Origin of the sequence: Sphingomonas sp. 37zxx (assembly GCF_000786205.1) — a bacterium.
In the GTDB taxonomy this organism is placed as follows: domain Bacteria; phylum Pseudomonadota; class Alphaproteobacteria; order Sphingomonadales; family Sphingomonadaceae; genus Sphingomonas.
On the sequence record NZ_JROH01000009.1, the window covers coordinates 120,753 to 143,888 of the forward strand.

A 23,136-nucleotide genomic window follows, 5' to 3' on the forward strand; every position below is an offset into this window, starting at 1 on the left:
AGGCATGACCCAGATCACGCCCGAAATCGTCGCCGAACACGGCCTGTCGTCCGAAGAATATGACCGCGTTCTGCACGCGATGGGGCGTGAGCCCAACCTGACCGAACTCGGCATCTTTTCGGTCATGTGGTCCGAGCATTGCAGCTATAAATCGAGCCGTATTCACTTGAAGAAGCTCCCGACCGAAGCACCCTGGGTCATCTGCGGCCCCGGCGAGAATGCCGGGGTGATCGACATCGGCGACAATCAGGCGGCGATCTTCAAGATGGAGAGCCACAACCACCCGTCATACATCGAACCCTATCAGGGCGCGGCGACCGGGGTCGGCGGCATCCTGCGCGACGTGTTCACGATGGGCGCGCGGCCGATCGCCAATATGAACGCGCTTCGCTTTGGCCGCCCCGAACACCCCAAGATGCGCCACCTGATCTCGGGCGTCGTCCACGGCATCGGCGGCTATGGCAATTGCGTCGGCGTGCCGACGGTTGGGGGCGAGGTGAACTTCCACCCCGCCTATGACGGCAATATCCTGGTCAACGCGATGACCGTCGGCATCGCCGATCAGGACAAGATCTTCTATTCGGCGGCGTCGGGGATCGGCAATTCGATCGTCTATGTCGGATCGAAAACCGGGCGCGACGGCATTCACGGCGCGACAATGGCCTCGGCCGATTTCGGCGACGACGCCGACGCCAAGCGCCCGACGGTGCAGGTGGGCGACCCGTTCACCGAAAAGCTGCTGATCGAAGCCTGCCTCGAACTCATGGCATCCGACGCGATCGTCGCGATTCAGGATATGGGCGCGGCTGGCCTCACCTCCTCCTCGGTCGAAATGGCGAGCAAGGGCGGCGTCGGCATCGAACTGATCATGGACGATGTGCCACAGCGCGAAACCGGCATGACCCCTTATGAAATGATGCTGTCCGAATCGCAGGAACGCATGCTGATGGTGCTCAAGCCCGGTCGCGAGGATTTCGCCGAAGCGATCTTCCGCAAATGGGAGCTCGATTTCGCGGTGATCGGCCACGTCACTGATACCGGGCGGATGGTGCTGAAATGGAAGGGCGAAACCGTCGCCGACATCCCCCTCGCCCCGCTTGCCGACGAAGCCCCGCTCTATGATCGCCCGCACGTCCCCACCCCGCCGCGCGATGCGCTCACCGACGTTCCAGAAAGCGACGATGTCGCGCGCGACCTGCTCGCGCTGATCGGCACCCCCGACATCGCCAGCCGCCGCTGGATCTGGGAACAATATGACCACATGGTCGGTGCCGACACCGTCCAGCGCCCCGGCGGCGACGCCGCAGTGGTGCGAGTCCACGGCACGCAAAAGGGTCTGGCGATCACCACCGATTGCACCCCGCGCTATTGCTTCGCCGACCCGGTCGAGGGCGGCAAGCAGGCGGTGGCCGAAGCCTGGCGCAACCTCACCGCGGTCGGCGCGACCCCGCTCGCGATCACCAATTGCCTCAATTTCGCCAACCCCCAGCGGCCCGAGATCATGGGCCAGATCGTCGGTTGCCTCGAAGGCATGGCCGATGCCTGCCGCGCGCTCGACTTCCCGATCGTCAGCGGCAACGTCTCGCTCTACAATGAAAGCAAGGCGACCGGCGGCGGATCGGCGATCCTGCCCACCCCCGCGATCGGCGGCGTCGGGCTGCTGGCCGATTGGTCGAAATCGGTGACGATCGGTTTCAAGGGGTTCGGCGACGTCATCCTCGTGATCGGCGAGCGCGCCGGTCATCTCGGCCAGTCGCTGTATCTGCGTGAACTCTATGGCCGCGAGGAAGGCCCGCCGCCCGAGGTCGACCTCAAGGCCGAGCGCCGCACCGGCGATTTCATCCGCAGCCAGATCGCTTGCGGCGCGATCCGGGCATGCCATGACGTGTCCGATGGCGGGCTTGCGGTGGCGGTCGCCGAAATGGCGCTGGCATCGAACATCGGCGCGCTGATCGATTCGGTGCAGCCCTTCGGCATGGCCGAGAGCTTCTTCGGCGAAGATCAGGGCGTTTATGTCGTCACGGTCTGCGACACCTGCCTCGCCGATTTCATGGCATCCGCGCACCGTGCCGACGTCGCGGTCGACGGGCTTGGCCGCACGATTCGCGACAAGATCGTGTTCGAGATGGACGCTGGCGACTGGACGGTCTCGCTCGACGACCTGCGCGCGGCGCATGAGGGCTTCCTGCCCAAGCTGATGCAGGGCGAAGTCGCGGCGTGATCTCTCCGGGCTCGGGAAGTGACACCCGCTTCTCCAGCCTGGACATCGTTCGCGGGGTAGCGGTACTGGGCATCCTGACGATGAACATCGTCGGGTTCGCCCAAATCCCCGCCGCCTATCTGAACCCGACCGCAACCGGCCCGGCGGGCGCGCTCGAGACATTGCTCTATCTCACGCAGTTCGTGCTGTTCGACGGCAAGATGCGCGGGCTGTTCTCGGTGCTGTTCGGCGCGTCGATGCTGCTGGTGATCGAGCGCGCGCAGGCGAGTGGCAGAAACCCCGCGCAGGTGCATTTCGCGCGGATGGGCTGGTTGCTCGCCTTCGGGTTGGCGCATCTGTACCTCATCTGGTGGGGCGACATCCTGACGCAATATGCGCTGGTGGGGATGATCGCCTATGCGTTTCGCCGGCAGCAGACGCACAAGCTGATCGTCGTCGGCATCATCCTGATCGCGCTCCAGACGATAACGATGATCGGCCTGCCGGTGACGGTCGCCGCCGCGCTGGCGGGGCAGCCCGATCCTGCCACGGCGGCGCGCACGCTGGTCGAACTCGAACGCGCGTTTGGCCGGCCCGATCCGGGGAGCATCGCTACGCAACTCGCCGCCTATCGCGGCAGCTATGCCGATGCCGTGGCGTTTCGCTGGCGGGTCTATGGCGACACTCCGCTCAACGCGCTGATGCAGAACGGGTTCGAGACGCTGGCCTATATGCTGTTCGGCATGGCGGCGCTTCGGTCGGGACTGTTGACCGGCATTTGGGAGCGCCGGCGGCTGCGGCAGCTGGCGATCCTGGGCTTTGGCCTTTCGCTGCCCCTCTATCTGCTGCTCGCCTTCTACATCGCGGCGCGCGGTTTCGACCTGTACGCCATCGTGCTGGGCGTGATCACGTTGCCCGTGCCCGTTCGGCCGATCATGATCTTCGGCTGGGTCGCACTGATCCTGCTCGCGCTGCCGCCCGGCAAGCCATTCGCCGACCGTCTGGCCACGGTCGGGCAAATGGCGTTCAGCAATTACATCGCCACCAGCCTGATCTGCACGACCATCTTTTATGGCCACGGACTTGGCCTATTCGGGCGGCTCGACCGGCTCGCGCTGGTGCCGATCATGCTGGTGGTGTGGGCGCTTATGCTCAGCTGGTCGCCGGCGTGGCTGGCGCGATACCGGCAAGGCCCGCTCGAATGGCTTTGGCGTTCGCTTGCGCGAGGACGAATCGAACCGCTGCGAAAAGTTGCGACAGCGACGCAATAACGCTTGCGACCGTTTCGCATTAGCCCTATCACGCTTGCAACGAAGCGAGGGTGCTCATGGTCGTCTGCGTCTGCAATGCCATCCGGGAACGTGACGTGCGCGAAGCTGCACGCCAGGGCGCAATGAGCGCCTGCCAGGCCTATCGGACGCTGGGATGCCAGGCGAAATGCGGCCAATGCGTGCCGTTCGCGCGAGCCATTATCGATGCCGAACGCGCTGCTGCGTAGCGTTCGCACCGGCTGAAACCCGCAGAAAACCGCCGATTTTTCGCTGTTCGTTTGGCGCATGCTGCGCTATGGTCACGGCCTGTTTTGAAAAAAGGCTGCGACTATGAAGGGCGACCCCCAAGTCATCGAATTTCTGAACACGGCGCTCAAGAACGAGCTGACCGCGATCAACCAATATTGGCTGCACTACCGCCTGCTCGATCACTGGGGCGTCCACAAGCTCGCCAAGTTCGAGCGGCAGGAATCGATCGAAGAGATGGAGCATGCCGACTGGATCGCCGAGCGCATCCTGTTCCTCGACGGCCTGCCCAATTTCCAGCTGCTCGGTCGCCTGCACATCGGCGAAACCGTCGAAGAAGTGCTCAAGGGCGATCTGGCGCTTGAAGAGGTAGCGATTCCGCTGCTTCGCGATGCGATCGAACATTGCGAAAAGGTGCGCGACTATGTCAGCCGCGACCTGTTCCGCCGAATCCTCGACAGCGAAGAGCATCATCTCGACACGCTGGAGCGGCAGTTCGACATGATCGAACGCATGGGCATCCAGAACTACATCCAGCTCAATTCTCAGTCGGAAGCCGACGCCGAGAAGAAGGACTGATCATCCAACCCCGCCATTCGCGCAGCCTGCGCGGATGGCGGGCCTTGCCGCCTCAAATCGAGGCCCGGCGTCCGAATCCCATCGGCTTGCGCGCCACCAATGGGCTCGCCTCACGCTCCAGCAACGCCAGCGTCGCGTCGAACACCGGACGCAATCGCACCACATGCGCCAGCGCCTCGTCGGGCGATTCATGCGTTTCCACACAAGCGCGCGCGATCATTTCGATCGATTCGGCAAGCTCGGCCAGCAGGTCGGCCCCGAATTGCGCCGCTTCCCCCTTCAGCGTGTGTGCGGGGATCACCATCGCCGCTGCAACGCCCCCACGCATAGCGGTTTCGATGCGTTCGAGCGATTTTACCCCGTCCTCGCGAAAATAGCCCAGGATTCGAACGAAATTCGCGCCCAGCTCGGTGCGAACCTGCGAAAAACTTGCCCAGTTCACGAGCGAGCCATCATCGCCGCCAATGCTCATTGCAATGCCTCCGATCCGCCGGACGCGGAGCTGGTAGTGTTAACCGATCACGGTAAATGCCGGATTAACGCGGCTCAGCTTTCGACCCGAAACCGATCCAGACCGACACGGGCGAATACAGCCCCATGCGCCACCGCCAACGCCGTCAGTTCGCGCTCGGCGGCGGGATCATCGGCGATGATCTCGATGATCGAGGCCCCTGCCCGCAGCGCCCGCCCCAGCCGGATCGCCGGCCACGGGCATTTCAGCCCCCGCGCGTCGATCAACAGCGGCTCCGACATTATTTGTCGTGGTCGAACGGGTTGGCCGACGCGCGCAGCATCAGCCGCACCGGCACCGCGCCCATGTCGAATTCCTTGCGCATGCTGTTGATCAGATAGCGGCGATAGCTTTCGGGCAACAGATCGACGCGCGTGCCGAACAGCACGAACGTGGGCGGGCGGGTCTTGTTCTGGGTGATGTAGCGCGGCTTGATCCGCTTGCCGCCGGGCGCGGGCGGCGGATTGGCCTCCATCGCCTTTTCAAACCAGCGGTTGAGCGATCCGGTGGAAATCCGCTTGCTCCATGCCGCGCGCGTTTCGAACGCCACGCGCAGCAGCACGTCCAGCCCCTTGCCGGTCGCCCCCGACACGGTCAGCAGCGGCACGCCGCGCACCTGCGCCAGCCCCTCGTCGAGCGCGCCCTTCACCCCGTTGAACAGGCTCGATGCGTTTTCGGCGACATCCCATTTGTTCAACGCGATCACCAGCGCGCGGCCTTCCTGCAGCACCTTGTCGGCGATCTTCAGATCCTGCACTTCCAGCCCTTTGGTCGCGTCGAGCAGCAGCACCACCACCTCGGCGAAATCGACCGCACGCAGCGCATCGGCGACCGAGAGCTTTTCCAGCTTTTCCTGCACCCGGGCGCGCTTACGCATCCCCGCGGTGTCGATCAGCCGGACCCGGCGGTCCTTGTTCTCGGCATCGGTCCACACCCAATCGATCGCGATCGAATCGCGGGTGATGCCCGCCTCCGGCCCGGTGATCAGCCGTTCCTGGTTCAATATCCGGTTGATCAGCGTCGATTTGCCGGCATTGGGCCGCCCCACCACCGCCAGCTTCAGGATGGCGTCGGGGTTTTCGGGGTCTTCCTCCTCGATCACCTCGTCAGGGCGGTCGATATAGGGGCGCAGCGCGTCGAACAGGTCGGCAATGCCTTCGCCATGTTCAGCCGACAGCGCGATCGGATCGTCGAAACCCAGCGCCATCGCTTCATAGATGCTGCTTTGCGCCAGTCGCCCCTCGGCCTTGTTCGCCGCCAGAATCACCGGCAAATCGGCGACCCGCAGCCAGCGCGCAATCTCTTCGTCGATCGGCGTCAGCCCGTCGCGCGCATCGACCAGGAACAGCGCCACATCGGCCTCGTCTAGCGCGGCCTGCGTCTGCGCGCGCATCCGCCCCGGCAGGGTGGCGGCATCCTCATCTTCGAAACCGGCGGTGTCGATGATCCGGAAATCACAGCCGAGCAGATGCGCGTCGCCTTCGCGCCGATCGCGCGTGACGCCAGGCTGATCGTCGACCAGCGCCAGCTTCTTGCCGACCAGGCGATTGAACAGCGTCGATTTGCCGACATTGGGGCGGCCGATGATGGCGACGGTAGGCAGGGGCATGACTGTACCTTGAAACGAATAGCAGGTTGCAGCCGCCAGGGCTGCGCTGGTTGAAACATGGCCCGCAATACGTCACGCGCTGTGCAAGCGGCATCGACAAAGGGGGCTTCGACCAGCTCAGCCCGAACGGGGTGAAACCTGTGTTGAACCCCGCCCTAGCACAGCGCTCGGCTTACCGATACGCGCTCAACTCACCGCCATCGTCGAGCAGGTACATCGTGCTGCCCGCCACTACCGGCGGCAGCGAGAACGACGTCTTGCCCTCGGCGATCGTCGTCAATGATCCGTCGGCGGGCGATGCCGAAGCCACCACGCCTCGCGAGCTTGCCACCAACAGGCGATCACCCGCCAGCACCGGGCCGACCCAGCGGATCGCGCCGGACTTCTTCTTTTGGTTGCGCCAGCGCGGTAGCTGCGAAATCCACCGAATGCGACCATTCCCGCGCGAAACGCACATCAGCCGCGCATCGTCGGTCACGACGAAAATCCACTCGCCCGCCACCCAGGGCGTCGAAATGCCCGCGATATTCTGTTCCCACAGCCGCTGGCCGCTCAGAATCTCGAGTGCGACCATCCGGCCGCCCTGCCCCACCGCATAGACCCGTCCATTGTCGATCACCGGGAATGCGTCGATGTCGGCAAGGCTCGATACCGACGTCGAGATGCTGGTGCGCGACAGGCTGTCGGCCCAAACCGACCGGCCATTTTCATAGCGATAGGCGTTGAGTTCGCCCGACGAAAATCCCTCGACCACCGTCCCTTGCGCCACCGCTGGCGCAGCCACGCCGAACACGCCCTGTGCTTCGAGCGAGCCCGACTGAGTCCAGATCGTCTTGCCGTCGGCGGCGTTGAGCGCGAACAACTGATTGTCCTGCGTCAGGATATACAGCGCGTCATTGCCGACCGATGGTGCGCCGCGCAGTGGCCCGCCGGGCTTCACCCGCCAGATTTCGCTGCCATCGGCGACATTCAGCGCAACCACGTCGCCCACGCCATTGCTGGCGTACAGCCGGTCACCCTCGACACTGACACCACCGCCGAAGCGAGCGCTTTGATTGCTGCTTCCCTGCGCGGTTTCGGCGCGCCAGATGGTGGCACCGGTCGCGGTGTCGATGGCATGCACCGCGCCATCGACGTCGGCCACATATAGCCGCGTGCCCTGAATCACCGGAGTCGCCGCCAGCCGCACGCGGGTATTGCCGCCGGGGATCGACACCGACCATGCCTTGGTCGGCTGCGCCGCCAGCGCCAGATGCCCCATCGACTTCGCCGCATTGCCGCCGGGCTGGGTCCAGCCTTCATTCACCGCCGCCGGTGGCAACAGGATTTCCTGCCCCGCCAGCGTTGGATCAACCTCGGTATCGCTTTCGGACACCAGAATAGGCACGCGATTGCCCAGCACCGGCGTCTTTTTGTCGCCACCCTTGAAGATGCCGCAGGCGCTCAGCGCCGTCATGGCGAGCAGCGCGATGGGAAACTTCACCCGATTCATCATGATGCCGCTTTCTGTTCCTGATCGGTATCGACCGCGTCGACACCGAGTACGCCGGCCAGCTGAACCGCACGTTGACGGATGGTTTCGGGTACGGTTTCGGTCTGGGCGATTTCGCCGAACAGCTTCCCCGCCTCCGCATTCCGATTGAGTCGCATATAGGCGATGCCTACCATCTCGCCGGCGCTGCCGAACCAGGGGCTGTCCTTCGTCGCCAGCCCGCGCAGGCGGTCGATCACCGCTTCGGGCTTCAGCGTATCATATTCGGCGCTGGTCTGGCGCACCAGTGCCAGGTCGCGATACGGCTTGGGCAGCGACGCATCGCCTGCGACCGCGGCAAACTTGGCCGCTGCGCCCTTCAGATCGTCGGCCTGCAACAGAATATCGGCCTGGGTGAACTGCGCCATCGCGCGATAGCCCGCCGCATCCGACGCCGCCAGTTCGGCCAGCGGTGCCTTTGCCGCATCGACCTTCTGCGCGCCCAGGCTGTCGAGCGCCTTGGCAAACTGCTCGCCTTGCGTGCCCGCTCGGTTCACCTGCTCCTGCTGCCACCACAGCCACCCCGCCAGCGCGGCCAGCGCCAGCACGATCGCGGCGACCAGCGCGATTCCCCAACGCTGCCAAAAGCTGCGAAGCTCGTCCCGGCGCAGTTCCTCGTCTACTTCGCGAGCAAACACGTCGTTATTCTGGGGGGTTAGCGCCAAGGGAAACTCCATGGGGTGTTGCGGCGGCGGACATTAGCCGCAGCACGGGCGAAACGAAATGGCTTATCGGATCGGTCAGGGCTTGGGTTGATACAGCTGGTCCGGCCCCGGAAAGCTACGTCCGCGCACATCCGAAGCATATTCGGCAACCACGGCGGAAATGCGGCCAGCCATATCGTCGAACTTCTTCACGAAGCGCGGCGTGCGCTCGAACATGCCCAGCATATCCTCGGTCACCAGCACCTGGCCGTCGCATTTGGCCGATGCGCCGATGCCGATCACCGGGCAGGCAACCGCGCCGGTGATCGTCACCGCCAGCGGCTCGACCACGCCCTCGACCACCAGCGCGAACGCACCGGCATCGGCGACCGCGCGCGCATCGCCGACGATCTTTTGCTGCTCGGCCTCCGAACGTCCGCGCGCGCCATAGCCGCCCAGCACGTTCACCGCCTGTGGCGTCAGCCCGATATGCGCCATCACCGGGATACCGCGCTGCGACAGGAACGCGATCGTCGGTGCCATCGCCGCGCCGCCTTCCAGCTTCACCGCCGCTGCGCCCGTCTCGGCCATGATCCGCGCCGCTGAGGCAAAGGCCTGTTCTGGGCTGGCTTCATAGCTGCCAAAGGGCATGTCGATCACCACGACCGAATGATAGCTGCCACGCACCACCGCCGCGCCATGCGCGCACATCATGTCCAGCGTCACCGACAGCGTCGATGGCAGGCCGTAAATCACTTGCCCCAGGCTGTCGCCGACCAGCAGCACGTCACAATGCGGATCGAGCAACTGCGCCATCCGCGCGGTATAGGCGGTCAGCATCACGATCGGCTCGCCCCCTTTGCGCGCGGCGATGGCGGGCACGGTCAGCCGGCGCATCGGCGCGGGGGTCGGGTTGGCGCGGCTGGTGCCGGTATCTAGGGTGAAGGTAGTCGACATTGCCCCGCGCTCTAAAGCCTTGGCGACCAAACGCCAAGCGCGGCGGCGCCGGGCATCGATTCAGCCGATCGCCCGCCCGGTCAGGAAAACGCCCTGGCATAGCTTTCGGCGGAAAAGCCGACCAGCAATCCGCCCGGATATTCGACCACCGGCCGTTTGATGAGCGAAGGATTCGCCACCATCAGCGCAATCGCCGAATCCTCGCCGTCAATCACCTTGTCGGCATCGGGCAGCTTGCGAAAGGTCGTGCCCGCCCGATTGACCAATTTCTCCCAGCCCACCTGCCCACACCACTGCACCAACCGCGCCGGATCGACACCCTGCTTCTTATAGTCGTGGAATTGGTACACGACGCCATGCTCGCCAAGCCAAACCCGCGCTTTTTTCACTGTGTCGCAATTGGGGATGCCGTATAGTTGGACGTCGGTCATTGATATTCCTGCTGCTTTATTGTGCGGCGTAGGGAAGCGCATGGCAAATATGCGTGCTAAACGGGCATGACTGCTTGTTGGGAGTGTTAACAAAAACCTGCCATTCGGCTACCGACCCCGAAGCGGACTTTAGTAGAGAGCCGTCTCGCGGTCGGTCGCAGAACCGATCGGCATCCCATTCAATTCGTCACCTTGTGCGATTGAACAAAAATATCCGCCCCAGTAATCCGACGCCTCGGACGACCTAAAGACGGTGACCGAAACCTCAACTGTTGTCGATGCTGCTTTACAGCGCGCAATGGCTGATACTTTATCACTTGATTGGAAGAGCTTTACGCCTTTTTTAGCGAAGAAACAGGCATCATCTTGACGCAAGCTAGCGGAGTGGCGTCTATCGCGCTCTTTCATCCACGCTGAATCCCAACATTGGAGACCTGCGGTGCCTCTCGCCAATAGGTCTCTGGATTGCTCGACTCCATCTTCTGGCCAACTCTGCGCGCAACCAGTAACTAATCCCAGTGCTGTAAAGGCTAGCAGTCTTCGCATCTGATTAGCTTAGTTCCGAGAATGTCGTTTTTCCACCCATTCCCGGTCATCCGTAATCCAAGCTGACCGCGCCTAAAGCGGTCATCCGATCAATTTATGCGCGGATATGCGCGGATACCCTGACTGGTTGCTCGCGATATCGGACATCGGCTTTCCATCAGACCTGTCACCCGCCGTTGCCAGCGCCCGTGATGGGGTGGACGCCCCCGACGGCATCAATTTGCCATTGGGCGTCGTCATGGGTCGATTGGTAAAGCCATCCATACGATGTTTCGGCCATGAAGAACTGTGATCAGCAAGTTACGCCGACCCCGTTCCGATGCAGCGCTGACCGCTTCGGAAAACTGCTGTGTTGACACCAGCTCCTGCCCCCCCACCGCGACGATGATATCGCCGACCGCCATACCTCTTGCTTCGCCGGGGCTGCCCGGCGCGACGGTGACAACAATCAAACCTCCAGCGAGCTCGCTCTGGCCCGCAACTTCGTTCATACTTCTGGTTGTACCGGTAAGCTGAAGTCCGGATATCGAAAGAAATGACCCAGGAGCAGCTTTGCCAGCCAGTTCCTTAGCGCGATCAGTCGCGTCAGGCTTCGACACAGGAAGCAACTGAAGGGCCAGCGGCCTGCCATCGCGCCACAAATCGAATGGGACGCCGCGATTAGCCCCGAACGTTGCTATCTCGGCGGACAGAGCTCCTAAACCGTTAACGGCACGGCCATCGACAGACAACACAACATCTGAAACACGGATGCCTGCACGTTCTGCTGGGCTGCCCGGCTCCACCCCAGTTACCAACACCCCATTGCCCGAGGAAAGCCCAAGCGCTTCGGCGACATCCCCAGTCAGGTTTTCAACGCTGAGCCCCAACTTGGTCCGGCTAACCTTACCCTGCGTCTGAAGTTCAGCGATCACCCGCTGGGCCATGGCCGACGGCAAGGCAAAACCGATACCAATATTCCCGCCAGCAGGCGCGAGAATCGCTGTATTGATCCCGACAACTCGCCCGCCGATATCTAACAACGGCCCTCCGCTATTGCCTTGATTAATGGCCGCGTCGATTTGGAGGAAGTCGTGATAAGGTCCGGCACCGATTGTCCGTCCACGCCCGGAAATGATGCCGGCTGAAACTGAACCGCCAAGACCGAAAGGCGAGCCGACCGCCGTTATGTCCTCTCCAACGCGGATCTTTTCGCTGTCGCCCCAAGTCAGCGCCGGATAGCAGCGTGCCAAGGCCTCCATACGCAAAAGCGCGATATCTGTGCGCTCGTCACTGCCGACCAGCGTCGCGCCCCGAATGCTTCCGTCAGCTAGGCGCACCGTTATCTGAGTGGCCTGAGCCACGACGTGTTCGTTGGTAACCACCAGACCTTCGCCCGACACGATAAATCCACTGCCAAGGGATTGCCTATTGCTGGCCTGTGTCTGGCGCATCGCATCGCCGAGTGCTTCTTCGAAGCTTTCGTTGGTGTCAGGACCAAATCGTGCTTGCACCTGAACGACCGCCGGCAGGACGGCCGTAACGATTTCTGACCGAAGGGAACCCGCGGGAGGCAGCCGTAGTGGCGCACATGCCGCCATCGCTGCCGAAGGCACCATCAGGGAGAGCACGGCAACAAACCACAAATATCGCATTAAAATTCCTTAGCCCAGCCGAGCTGAGATTTTGAAACCGTCAAAAACATCTCCGCACCCGGTCGATATCAGCTCAACCCAAATAGTCGAAGCGATCATCTGTAACGAATTGGGGCGCGAAGCCGCCGCCGGGACCATGCCCGCAAAGGCTATCAAACCGGTGCTGAGTTATCAGTCCATTCCGCGCTATGCCGTTGCGCCGGACAAGTTGTCTCTCATAGCAACCCTGAACGGATCGCATTCCCGTGATGCTGGTCGGGGGGGCAATCGACCACGGTCGACGGCCCCCGCCACTCTTGCAGCGTCAGTATCGCAGCGTCACGCCAGCTTGGATCGTGAACGGCTGGCCCGGCAATATCCCGCGCGCCCGGTCGACGACATAGAGCCGGTCGAACAGGTTGCGTGCCGAGGTGAACACCTCCCACGTGCCGCCGGGCGGGCCATAGGACACTGCCGCGTTGACCTGCGTCCAGCCTTCGATCAGCCCGCGCTGGCCATCGGGCGTGACCGGGATGAGGTTGACGTCGTCGGCAAAGATCGACGACTGGCTGATCAATTCGAGCTGTCCGGTGAACCCCTTGTGCTCGACCCCGACGGCACCCGATACCAGCCATTCGGGCGAATAGGGCAGCCGGTTGCCGTCGACATTGCGGGCGACGCCGCACGGCACCGCGCCCGCGCCGGTGGCCACCAGCGTGCCGGCGGTCGCGCCGTCGAAACAGGGCGCGGTGGCAATGCGGGTGCTGTTGTACATCGCATCGGCGACCCAGGTGACGGCAAGCCGTGCGAACACATCGGTATCGCCTTGCGTCCACCCGGCATCGCGCGAGGAGGCGTTCAGCGCGAATTCGCCGCCGCGATGCAGCGTCCGGCCAGCCGAGGTAAGCTGCGTGCCGATTCCACCTGCGACCGATTGGGCAACGATCTGGTTTTCAAAATCCATGACGAAGAAAGTGGCATCGGCATTGATGCCGGGCACGAACTCGCCGCGAACCCCGATTTCATAGTTCCAGCTGAGCTCCGGATCGAGATCGACCGAGCCGCCCGCGGTGGTGATGATGTCTTCGACGCGCGGCGGCGCAAAGCCGCGATGCACCCCGCCATACAGCGTGACGTTTTCGGCGACCTGCCAGGTCGCGCCAATGCCGGGCAGGACCTCGTTGATACTCTCACTGCCGCTCGTAGGTGCCGTCACCGCGCCCAAGGGCCGACCGCCCACCAGAACGTCGATCGGCAGATTGCGGCGGGTGATGTCGATGAATTCCGCACGCACACCGGGGGCGATCGACAGCGCACCGAAATCGAACCGCGACTGGATGAATGCCGAGAAAGCGTTGGTGTCGCGCTGATTGTTTTCGCGAACCCCGGCATTCACGCCAGTTCCGGGGCGGCGGGCATCGGGCGTATCGCCGTTCCACTGGCGCCGGGCCTGCCGCTCCTCGTGGTGGCGAAAGCCGATTTCGGTCTCGCCGCCAAAGCCCAACAGCGCGTGATCGACGGTGAGGCGCGATTCGACGCCATAGGTGTCGTAATCGCGCAACCGGCCTTCATTGCCGCAGCTCGTCAGCAAATTGGCCAGCCCGCCGCAGGTCGGATCGCTCGCGTCGTTCGGGCGCTGGCCACTGTTCGACGATTGACGCCACCAGTCACGGGTGAAGTGATGGTAATAGCCGGTGGTGATGAGGCGAAGATTCTCACCCAGATCCCAGCGGTGGGCGAGCGTGGCATTCAGGCGCTCGGTCTGGAAATCGTCATTGACGAACACGTTGCTGCGCGGAGCCGCAGCGAACTCGGCACGGGTAAGGCCCGAATATCCGACCTGGCTGTCTTCGCGGAAACGCGACAGCTTGACGGTGATGCCATGATCCGGCCCCAGCTCCCACGCGCCCTTGATGAAGATGTCGGTGAAGCGCAGCGCCTGATTATCGCGGTTGCCATCGGTCTGGTTGTGGTTGACGTGCATCAGCACCCCGCCCCCCAGCAGCTTGCCGCCAACCATCCCGTCCAGCATCAGCATATCGCGATTGCCGCCTGCGATCGTGCCATTGGCGATGAACTCGTCAGGCACTTCGGGGGTGATGTAATTGACCACGCCGCCGATCGTCTGCGGCCCGAAACGGATCTGCCCGGCACCCTTGAGCACCTCGACCGCGGTGAAGCGCTGGATCGGCGGGTGGTAATAAGCGGCGTTGTCGCCATAGGGGGCATAGCCTAGCGGAACGCCGTCTTCGAGCAGCAACACCTTGGTCGAGCGGATCGGGTTCAATCCGCGTATACCGATATTGGGGCGCATCCCGGCACCCTCCTCGTCTCGCACGAACACGCCTGCCACCTGACGCAGCGCGTCATTGACGTTGAGCACGCGGGTGCGGCGCAGGTCATCATTGGTGACGGTGGCGAAGGAACCGCCAATTGCGTACGATTCTTCGGGTGTGCCGACCACGACGATTTCCGTCGCAGTCTGCGTCGCGCCGGCTGCGGCGGCAGCGGCGGTTGCAAGGTCGGTGTTAACGGCTTGCGCATTCGCAGGTTCGGCCGATGCAAGCAAAGCAATCGCCGAGCAGCCGGGCAACAGGGCAGTGCGGACAAACGGAAGGATCATGCTGGACCTTTCTTAAGAATAGCTCGCTCGCTATTGCAAGTCACTCGCATAGGCAAGTGGCTTTTGGTCCCGGTTCTACAAATGCTGGACTGTGGTATTAACGACACGGTCGTTCGGGTTTGCTGCCAGAACCAGACGCCCGCCTGTGCTTGCGATTCGCCGACAGCGTTCATTCCGCGTGGTTTCTATGCGGCCGCCCCGGCCGCCGGCTGGCAACCTGGGGACCAAATAGCGTCAAAGTCACCGAGGACGCCTGAACTTTTCGCGCGGCGCTGTATCGCAATTGTCATCAGCATCTGAAAGAGGAGGCTGCCTAGGAGACTCCAATGACCCCCACCCTGCGCCGCTGCCTCATTCCCCTCGCCTGCATCGCCGCCGTGCCCGCCGTCGCACAGCAGGCGGATACCGAAGCCTATCGCCAGCAGGGGCTGGCCGAGCTTGCGCGGCTCAAAGCATCGGTGCCGATCGACCGCCCGGCCCGCAACGTGATCGTCTTTATCGGCGATGGGATGGGCGTATCGACGCTCACCGCCGCGCGGATTCACCAGGGGCAGCTTGCTGGCAAGGACGGTGAATCCTTCGTCACCGCGATGGATACGCTGCCGCATGCCGCGCTGGTAAAAACCTATTCGCACGACGCGCAGGTGGCCGATTCGGCCCCAACCGCCACCGCGATCCTGGCCGGGGTAAAGACACGCAACGGATCGATCGGCGTCGGCCCCGAAGCGCTGACCGACGATTGCGCCAGCGCGCGCGGCCATGACGTCCCCTCGATCTTCGCGCTGGCGCAGCAACAGGGCCGCGCGACCGGCGTGATCTCAACCGCGCGGATCACCCATGCGACTCCCGCCGCCGCTTATGCCCACACCCCGCAGCGCGATTGGGAAGCTGCGGTGCCGGCGGCGGCCAAGGCGGCGGGCTGCAAGGACATCGCCTCGCAACTGGTCGAGGATTCGGTGGGGTCGAAGCTTGACGTCGTGCTGGGCGGCGGACGGCGCTATTTCCTGCCCGCCACCGCCACTGATCCCGAATATCCCGAGGTGAAGGGCTTGCGCGAGGATGGACGTGACCTGATCGCCGAATGGCAGCGGCACAATCGCGGCGCACGCTACGTCACCGACGCTGCCGGCTTCGCCGCGCTGAACCCGGCGCGCGACCATAAGGTGCTCGGCCTCTTCCAGCCCGATCACATGCAATATGAAGCCGATCGCAAGGGCGATAAGGCGGGCGAACCCTCGCTAGCCGACATGACCCGGACATCGATCGCAATGCTGTCGCGCAACCAACGCGGCTTCGTGCTGCTGGTCGAAGCCGGTCGGATCGACCACGCGCACCACGCCGGCAACGCCCGCCGCGCGCTTGAGGACGCGGTTGCGCTCGACCAGGCGGTCGCCGCCGCGCTCGAAGCGACCAAGGGCACCGACACGCTGATCGTCACCACCGCCGATCACAGCCACGCCTTTTCCTTCGCAGGGTATCCGACGCGCAACAATCCGATCCTGGGCGTGGCAGCGGGCGACGACCACCAGCCCTTCCGCGCCCGCGACGGCAAGGGCTATACGACGCTTGGCTATGCCAACGGCCCCGGCGCGGTAACCGGCGAACGCGCCGATCCGATTGGCACCGACACCACCGCGCTCGATTACAAGCAACAGGCGCTGGTGCCGCTGGGCGGCGAAACGCATGGCGGCGAGGATGTCGCGGTGCGCGCCACCGGGCCGATGGCGCATCTGTTCAAGGGAACGATCGAGCAACACGGCATCTACTATGTGATCGCCGACGCGATGGGGGCGGGCGAGAAGTAATCACCCCGTCATTCCCGCGAAGGGGGGAATCCATAATCCAGTGCATCGGTTATGGATTCCCGCCTTCGCGGGAATGACAAAAAACCCCGCCCTAACTCGCCCCAGCGCGCGCCAGCAGCTTGCGCGCCTGCACCAGATGCGGGCGGTCGATCATCCGCCCGTCGAACTGCAACGTTCCCGCCTCGGGTGAATCGGCAAACGCCGCCACGATCGCCCGCGCGCGCGCCACTTCATCGGCGCTGGGGGTGAACCCTTCGTTGATCGCCGCCACCTGCGCGGGATGGATCGCCATCATGCCGGTAAAGCCATCGCGCCGCGCCCGCGCGACATAGCCGGCGAGCGCCGCGCCATCGCCGATCGCGGGAAACACCGTCTCGATCGCCGCCACGCCCGCCGCATGCGCGCCGAACAACGTGAGTGATCGCACCATTTCATAGGGCGCGGTGTAGCCGCCATCGGCTTCGCGCGACGAGGTCGCACCGATCGCGGCGGGCAAATCCTCGGCTCCCCAGGTCAGGCCGAGCAGCCGGTCGGCGACGGCGGCATATTCGCCCAGCGCAAAGATCGCGCGCGGCGTCTCGGTCGCGATCGGCAGCACCGGCACCGCGCCCGCCCCCATCATCGCCACCAGCGCCTCGACCGACGCCGCTCCTTCGGCCTTTGGCAGCATGATCGCATCGGGCCGCGCCGCCATCACCGCCGCCAGATCACGCTCGGCCAGCCCACCATCGACCGGGTTGATCCGCACGATCGCAGGCACCGTCCGCTGACCCTCCAGCCAGTCAGCCACCGCCCCACGCGCGTCCTCCTTGCGCGCCGGCGTCACCGAATCCTCCAGGTCGAGGATGATCGCATCGGCCCCGCTCGCGGCGGCCTTGGCAAAGCGTTCGGGCCGGTCGCCGGGCACGAACAACAGCGAACGCAGCCTCATGCCGGTGCCCGCAGCAGCAACGCGGTCCGCAGGCATTCGCACACCACCTGATCGCGCTGGTTGAGCATTCGGTGGCCGAACGTCACGATCCCCGCCTCGGGCCGCGATCGGCTGTCCTTCAGCGCGACGATCTCGGTCTCGGCGCGCAGCGTATCGCCCAGAAACACCGGCGACGGCATCACCAGCTTGTCATAGCCAAGATTGGCCACCAGCGTCCCCAGCGTCGTATCGCCCACCGACAGCCCGACCATCAGCGCAAAAGTAAAAGTGCCGTTGACCAGGATCTGGCCAAACTCCGACGCGCGCGCCGCCTCGGCATCCAGGTGCAAGGGCTGCGGATTATGCGTCATCACCGTGAACAGCAGATTATCGGTTTCGGTTACGGTGCGGCGGATGTCGTGGACGATCCGGTCGCCGACGCTCCACTGATCGAAATAGCGCCCCGCCATCAGCCTTCCACCTTTTCGATCCGCGCGAGCACCGCGCCTTCGCTCACCTGCCCGCCCTCGACCGCATCCAACGCGGCGACCACCCCGTCATAGGGTGCGACCAGGCTATGCTCCATCTTCATCGCCTCGAGCGTCAGCAGCTTCTGACCCTTGGCAACCTGTTCGCCCTGCACCACCGCCACCGCGATGATCCGCCCCGGCATCGGCGAAATGATCGAGCCATCGCCGGCGGCTGCGGCACCCTTGCCTTCAATGCGCCAGGGGGTGAGGTGCCAGGTCTGACCGGCTTCGGAGATCAGAATGCCGCCCCCACTCCGTTCGTACTGAGCTTGTCGAAGGGCGCCCTCAAGGCTTGTTTCCACCTCTACCCCATCGAGCAAAAACCGCCCTGTCGCCTGCCGCGCGGCATTCAGCCGAAACCCGCCAAGCGCATCCCCAGCCGCCAACGTGCCAGCAGCCGCCGCCAACCCCGCGTCAGAAGGCATCGCCGCCGGCATCAGCGCCTCGCCCTCGCGCGCGATCAGCCCGGTATCGACCTCGCCCGCAACGAACGCCGGATGGTCGAGCGCCTTCACCAGAAACCCCGCATTGGTCCGCAGCGGCGAAATCACGCTCGTCGCCAGCGCTGCCGAAAGCCCTGCCCGCGCCGCCTCCCGCGTCGGCCCGTGGGTGATCACCTTCGCGATCATCGGGTCGTAAAAGGGCGAGATCGTCGCGCCTTCCTCCACCCCGGTATCGACGCGGCACCCCTCGCCCAGCCGGAACCGATCCAGCCGCCCGATCGAGGGCAGGAAGCCCTTGGCCGGGTCTTCGGCATAGAGCCGCACCTCCATCGCATGGCCGGTGATCGTCAGTTGATCCTGGGTGAGTGGCAGCGGCTCGCCCGATGCCACGCGCAATTGCCATTCGACCAGATCGACCCCGGTGATCGCCTCGGTCACCGGATGTTCGACCTGCAACCGGGTGTTCATTTCCATGAACCAGGTGCGGTCGGCCGAAACCGGCCCCGAACCATCGGCGATAAACTCGATCGTCCCCGCCCCGACATAATCCACCGCCCGCGCCGCGCGCACCGCCGCATCGCAGATCGCGGCGCGGGTGGCCGGGTCCATCCCCGGCGCCGGCGCTTCCTCGATCACCTTTTGGTGGCGGCGTTGCAGCGAGCAATCGCGCTCGAACAGATGGACGACATTGCCGTGGGTGTCGCCGAACACCTGCACCTCGATATGGCGCGGATTGGTGATCCATTTTTCGAGCAGCACATGATCATTGCCGAAGCTTGCGCTCGCCTCGCGCCGGCACGAGACCAATGCTTCGGCAAAGTCGGCGGGATCGTCGACCCGCCGCATCCCCTTGCCGCCGCCGCCCGCCACCGCCTTGATCAGCACCGGATAGCCGATCGCATCGGCCTCGCGCGCCAGGCGCTGCGGCGACTGGTCCTCGCCCAGATAGCCCGGCGTCGTGGGAACCCCGGCATCCTGCATCAGCCGCTTGGCGGCATCCTTCAGCCCCATCGCGGTGATCGAGGCCGGACGCGGCCCGACCCACACTAGGCCAGCATCCATCACGCTTTGTGCGAACGCGGCGTTTTCCGACAGGAAACCATAGCCTGGATGGATCGCCTCTGCCCCGGTGGCGCGAGCGGCCGCGATGATATTTTCACCCACCAGATAACTCTCACGCGCCGGCGAAGGCCCGACATGGACCGCTTCATCGGCAAGACGAACATGCAACGCCCCGGCATCGGCATCCGAATAGACGGCAACGGTGCGGATCCCCATCGCCCGTGCGGTGCGGGTGATGCGGCAGGCGATTTCACCGCGATTGGCGATAAGCAGCGATTGGATCATGATGACTACCTAAATCCTCCCCGAGCTTTGCTCGGGGAGGGGGACCATGCGCAGCATGGTGGAGGGGAAATGGGGATGCTGAAAGACATCGCGCCTAAAGCTGCCACGGGCGGCGTCGACCGTGCCCGCCGCTTGCGCCGCGCCATGACGCTGCCCGAAGTGCTGCTGTGGAACGTTCTTCGCACCCGCCCGGCGGGGCTGAAGTTTCGCCGCCAGCATCCCTGTGGCAGCTATGTCCTCGACTTTTACTGCGGTGACGCTCGGCTGGCGATCGAGGTCGATGGCGAAGTGCATTCGCGCGGCGATCAGCCAATGCGAGATACCGCGCGTGATCGGTGGTGTGCGAAGGCTGGTATCGCGGTCTTGCGCATCCCTGCAGCTGCGGCGCTGGGGGATATGGAGGCAGTGGTGCGCGGCGTCGTTGCGGCGGCGCTTGCGCGGCTGCCCCTCCACCATGCTTCGCATGGTCCCCCTCCCCGAGCAAAGCTCGGGGAGGATTAAGGTTTCGCCCCGCCCCATCACATCCGGAACACCCCAAAGCTCGCACGCTGCGGCACCGGTGCGTTCAGACACGCCGCAAATGCCAGCCCCAGCACATCGCGGGTCTGCGCCGGATCAATGATCCCATCATCCCACAATCGCGAGGTGGCGTAATACGGACTGCCCTCGGCCTCATAGGTCGCGCGCACCGGGGCCTTGAAGGCTTCGGCTTCTACGTCGGACCAGGTAGCGGCGTCGCGGTGGACCGTCGCCAGCACGCTTGCCGCCTGCTCGCCGCCCATCACGCTGATCCGGCTGTTGGGCCAGGAAAACAGGAAGCGCGGGCTATAGGCACGGCCGCACATGCCGTAATTGCCGGCCCCGAAACTGCCGCCGATCAGCACCGTTACCTTGGGCACGCTGGCGGTCGCCACCGCGGTCACCAGCTTGGCCCCGTGCTTGGCGATCCCTTCGGCCTCATATTTGCCGCCGACCATGAAGCCGCTAATGTTCTGCAGGAACAACAACGGCACCCGCCGCTGGCACGCCAATTCGATGAAGTGCGCGCCCTTGACCGCGCTTTCGCTGAACAGCACGCCGTTATTCGCCAGGATCGCGACCGGCATCCCGTGGATATGGGCGAAACCGCACACCAGGGTGGTGCCGTACAGCGCCTTGAACTCGTGAAATTCCGACGCATCGACCAGCCGTGCGATCACCTCGCGCACGTCATAGGGCGCGCGCACATCGTCGGGAACGATGCCATACAGCTCGGCGGGGTCGTATTTCGGCGGCACCGGCGCGCGCACATTCACGTCGGGCACCGCATCGGGTGCGAGCGTCGATACGATGTCGCGCACGATCGTCAGCGCATGGGCGTCATCCTCGGCGACATGATCGACCACGCCCGATCGCCGCCCGTGCAGATCGCCGCCGCCCAGATCCTCAGCGCTGATGACTTCGCCGGTCGCTGCCTGCACCAGTGGTGGCCCGGCAAGGAAGATCGTCCCCTGCCCGCGCACGATCACGCTTTCGTCGGACATGGCGGGCACATAGGCCCCGCCCGCGGTGCAGCTTCCCATCACGCACGCGACCTGCGCGATCCCCGCCGCGCTCATATTCGCCTGGTTGAAGAAGATACGCCCGAAATGGTCGCGGTCGGGAAACACCTCGGCCTGGTTGGGCAGGTTCGCGCCGCCCGAATCGACAAGGTAGATGCACGGCAGCCGGTTCGCCTCGGCAATTTCCTGCGCGCGCAGATGCTTCTTCACCGTCATCGGGAAGTAGGTGCCGCCCTTCACCGTGGCGTCGTTGCAGACGATCATCGCCTGCCGCCCCGATACCCGGCCGATACCCGCAATCACGCCTGCGCCGGGCACCTCATCGCCATACAGCCCGTTCGCCGCCAACTGCCCGATCTCAAGGAACGGGCTGCCCGCGTCGAGCAGATGCTCGACCCGATCGCGCGGCAGCAGCTTGCCGCGCGCGACATGCTTGTCACGCGCGCGTTCCGGCCCGCCCCTTGCCGCCTCGGCTACGCGGGCGCGAAGCTCATCGGCAAGCGCGCGATTATGCGCGGCGCGGGCGGCGAATTCGGGCGTATCGGTGGCGATCGCCGAGATAAGAACCGGCGCGCTCATGCCGCTCCGATCAGCTCACGGCCGATCAGCATCCGCCGAATCTCATTTGTCCCCGCCCCAATATCGAGCAACTTGGCATCGCGCAGAAACCGCTCGACCGGCCAATCCTTGGTATAGCCGGCCCCGCCCAGCGCCTGCACCGCCTCGCCCGCAACCCGAAACGCATTCTCGCTCGCCAGCAGGATCGCGCCTGCCGCATCGAAGCGCGTCGTCCGCCCCGCATCGCACGACTTGGCGACCGCATAGACATAAGCGCGCGCCGAATTGAGTGCGACATACATGTCGGCGATCTTGGCCTGCACCAATTGGAACGACCCGATCGCCGCGCCGAACTGCCGCCGCTCGCGAACATAGGGCAGCACCACGTCGAGACACGCCTGCATGATCCCCAACTGGATACCCGCCAGCACCGCGCGTTCATAATCCAGCCCCGACATCAGCACCCCGACGCCGCCATTTTCCGGCCCCATCACCTGCGCCTCGGGCACCATGCAATCGGTGAAGACCAATTCAGCGGTTGGGCTGCCGCGCATCCCCATCTTGTCGATCTTCTGCCCGATCGCGAAGCCCGCCATGTCCTTTTCGATCAGGAAGGTGGTGATCCCGCGCGATCCCTCACCCGTCTTGGCATAGACCACCAGCGTGTCGGCATAGGGCGCGTTGGTGATCCAGAATTTCGTGCCGTTGAGCACATAGCCGCCCGCAACGCGCTCAGCCTTCAGCTTCATCGACACCACGTCCGATCCGGCTCCCGCCTCGGACATCGCCAGCGACCCGACATGCTCGCCCGAAATCAGCTTGGGCAGGTATTTCGCCTTCTGCTCGGCATTGCCCCAACGGGCGATCTGATTGATGCACAGGTTCGAATGCGCGCCATAGCTAAGGCCCACCGAAGCCGATGCACGGCTGACTTCCTCGCACGCGATGACATGTTCGAGATAGCCAAGGCCCAGCCCGCCATCCGCCTCGGCAACGGTAATCCCGTGCAGCCCCAGCGCACCCATTTCGGGCCACAGCTCACGCGGGAACCAGTCATCGGCGTCGATGCGCGCCGCGATCGGCATGATCCGGTCGGTGGCGAAACGCTGCGTGCTTTCGCGAATCATGTCGGCATTTTCGCCAAGCGCGAAATCGAAACTGGTCACAGGGCTCTCCTATTTTCTTTGCCTTGTAGCCGATTTCGAACTGCGACAGAAATTGAAGCTTCACACCCCATAGCA

At 64.2% G+C, this 23,136-nt stretch carries 21 protein-coding genes; 6 read left to right on the forward strand and 15 right to left on the reverse strand.

What is annotated here, in order from left to right:
- The first annotated feature begins 4 nt into the window (after window positions 1-4).
- The 4 genes from purL to bfr all read left to right on the forward strand — a co-directional run bounded on the left by purL (window position 5) and on the right by bfr (window position 4,296).
- A complete protein-coding gene (gene purL, locus QU44_RS06055) occupies window positions 5-2,221 on the forward strand; it encodes a phosphoribosylformylglycinamidine synthase subunit PurL (protein WP_033920887.1) in 2,217 nt (738 codons plus the stop codon).
- Window positions 2,218-3,471 carry a DUF418 domain-containing protein gene (locus QU44_RS06060; RefSeq protein ID WP_231621637.1) on the forward strand — a complete coding sequence of 418 codons (1,254 nt, stop codon included), beginning with the start codon at window positions 2,218-2,220 and terminating at the stop codon, window positions 3,469-3,471. The genes purL and QU44_RS06060 overlap by 4 nt, the downstream gene beginning before the upstream one ends.
- Window positions 3,472-3,527: 56 nt before the next feature.
- Window positions 3,528-3,698, forward strand: a complete 171-nt coding sequence (locus QU44_RS06065; protein WP_033920888.1) for a (2Fe-2S)-binding protein — start codon at window positions 3,528-3,530, stop codon at window positions 3,696-3,698.
- A gap of 103 nt (window positions 3,699-3,801) precedes the next feature.
- Window positions 3,802-4,296, forward strand: a complete 495-nt coding sequence (gene bfr, locus QU44_RS06070; protein WP_033920889.1) for a bacterioferritin — start codon at window positions 3,802-3,804, stop codon at window positions 4,294-4,296.
- A gap of 52 nt (window positions 4,297-4,348) precedes the next feature.
- Here the strand turns inward: bfr and QU44_RS06075 are convergent, their stop codons facing one another.
- From QU44_RS06075 to QU44_RS06115, 10 genes are all read right to left on the reverse strand, one after another.
- A complete protein-coding gene (locus tag QU44_RS06075; protein ID WP_033920890.1) occupies window positions 4,349-4,768 on the reverse strand; it encodes an Hpt domain-containing protein in 420 nt (139 codons plus the stop codon).
- 74 nt (window positions 4,769-4,842) lie between these two features.
- Window positions 4,843-5,049: a sulfurtransferase TusA family protein gene (locus QU44_RS06080; protein ID WP_033920891.1), complete on the reverse strand. Its 207-nt coding sequence runs from the start codon at window positions 5,047-5,049 to the stop codon at window positions 4,843-4,845.
- On the reverse strand, window positions 5,049-6,416 hold the full coding sequence (gene der / locus QU44_RS06085) for a ribosome biogenesis GTPase Der (RefSeq protein ID WP_033920892.1): 1,368 nt from the start codon (window positions 6,414-6,416) through the stop codon (window positions 5,049-5,051). The genes QU44_RS06080 and der overlap by 1 nt, the downstream gene beginning before the upstream one ends.
- Window positions 6,417-6,588: 172 nt before the next feature.
- Window positions 6,589-7,911: an outer membrane protein assembly factor BamB family protein gene (locus tag QU44_RS06090; protein WP_033920893.1), complete on the reverse strand. Its 1,323-nt coding sequence runs from the start codon at window positions 7,909-7,911 to the stop codon at window positions 6,589-6,591.
- On the reverse strand, window positions 7,908-8,612 hold the full coding sequence (locus tag QU44_RS06095) for a tetratricopeptide repeat protein (RefSeq protein ID WP_033920990.1): 705 nt from the start codon (window positions 8,610-8,612) through the stop codon (window positions 7,908-7,910). Before QU44_RS06095 ends, QU44_RS06090 begins: the two co-directional genes overlap by 4 nt.
- Before the next feature lie 75 nt (window positions 8,613-8,687).
- The gene (panB, locus tag QU44_RS06100; protein WP_033920895.1) at window positions 8,688-9,548 is read right to left on the reverse strand and encodes a 3-methyl-2-oxobutanoate hydroxymethyltransferase; all 861 of its coding nucleotides are present in this window, start codon (window positions 9,546-9,548) and stop codon (window positions 8,688-8,690) included.
- An 80-nt stretch (window positions 9,549-9,628) separates the two neighbouring features.
- Window positions 9,629-9,979: an ArsC family reductase gene (locus tag QU44_RS06105; RefSeq protein WP_033920897.1), complete on the reverse strand. Its 351-nt coding sequence runs from the start codon at window positions 9,977-9,979 to the stop codon at window positions 9,629-9,631.
- Window positions 9,980-10,108: 129 nt separating this feature from the next.
- Complete coding sequence (locus tag QU44_RS18160) at window positions 10,109-10,387, reverse strand: hypothetical protein (RefSeq protein ID WP_156140974.1); 279 nt, start codon at window positions 10,385-10,387, stop codon at window positions 10,109-10,111.
- 374 nt (window positions 10,388-10,761) lie between these two features.
- Window positions 10,762-12,159: a trypsin-like peptidase domain-containing protein gene (locus QU44_RS06110; protein WP_052134376.1), complete on the reverse strand. Its 1,398-nt coding sequence runs from the start codon at window positions 12,157-12,159 to the stop codon at window positions 10,762-10,764.
- 304 nt (window positions 12,160-12,463) lie between these two features.
- A complete protein-coding gene (locus tag QU44_RS06115; protein ID WP_033920899.1) occupies window positions 12,464-14,761 on the reverse strand; it encodes a TonB-dependent receptor family protein in 2,298 nt (765 codons plus the stop codon).
- A gap of 326 nt (window positions 14,762-15,087) precedes the next feature.
- On the opposite strand from QU44_RS06115, the gene QU44_RS06120 reads away from it, so the two are divergent.
- Window positions 15,088-16,566 carry an alkaline phosphatase gene (locus QU44_RS06120; protein WP_052134377.1) on the forward strand — a complete coding sequence of 493 codons (1,479 nt, stop codon included), beginning with the start codon at window positions 15,088-15,090 and terminating at the stop codon, window positions 16,564-16,566.
- A gap of 91 nt (window positions 16,567-16,657) precedes the next feature.
- On the opposite strand, the gene QU44_RS06125 is transcribed toward QU44_RS06120, so the two are convergent.
- Genes QU44_RS06125 through QU44_RS06135 form a run of 3 tightly spaced genes read right to left on the reverse strand, consistent with a single transcriptional unit; the run spans window position 16,658 to window position 19,796 of the window.
- Window positions 16,658-17,497 carry an HpcH/HpaI aldolase/citrate lyase family protein gene (locus QU44_RS06125; RefSeq protein ID WP_033920900.1) on the reverse strand — a complete coding sequence of 280 codons (840 nt, stop codon included), beginning with the start codon at window positions 17,495-17,497 and terminating at the stop codon, window positions 16,658-16,660.
- Window positions 17,494-17,946, reverse strand: coding sequence for a MaoC family dehydratase (locus tag QU44_RS06130; RefSeq protein WP_033920902.1), 453 nt, complete (start codon window positions 17,944-17,946; stop codon window positions 17,494-17,496). Before QU44_RS06130 ends, QU44_RS06125 begins: the two co-directional genes overlap by 4 nt.
- Complete coding sequence (locus tag QU44_RS06135; protein WP_033920904.1) at window positions 17,946-19,796, reverse strand: acetyl/propionyl/methylcrotonyl-CoA carboxylase subunit alpha; 1,851 nt, start codon at window positions 19,794-19,796, stop codon at window positions 17,946-17,948. Before QU44_RS06135 ends, QU44_RS06130 begins: the two co-directional genes overlap by 1 nt.
- 69 nt (window positions 19,797-19,865) lie before the next feature.
- Here QU44_RS06135 and QU44_RS17710 point away from each other — a divergent pair, with 69 nt between their 5' ends.
- Window positions 19,866-20,297, forward strand: a complete 432-nt coding sequence (locus QU44_RS17710; protein ID WP_231621638.1) for an endonuclease domain-containing protein — start codon at window positions 19,866-19,868, stop codon at window positions 20,295-20,297.
- 17 nt (window positions 20,298-20,314) lie between these two features.
- Here the strand turns inward: QU44_RS17710 and QU44_RS06145 are convergent, their stop codons facing one another.
- Window positions 20,315-21,916: a carboxyl transferase domain-containing protein gene (locus QU44_RS06145; RefSeq protein WP_033920907.1), complete on the reverse strand. Its 1,602-nt coding sequence runs from the start codon at window positions 21,914-21,916 to the stop codon at window positions 20,315-20,317.
- Window positions 21,913-23,022, reverse strand: coding sequence for an acyl-CoA dehydrogenase family protein (locus QU44_RS06150; RefSeq protein WP_052134386.1), 1,110 nt, complete (start codon window positions 23,020-23,022; stop codon window positions 21,913-21,915). The genes QU44_RS06145 and QU44_RS06150 overlap by 4 nt, the downstream gene beginning before the upstream one ends.
- Between the last annotated feature and the right edge of the window lie 114 nt (window positions 23,023-23,136).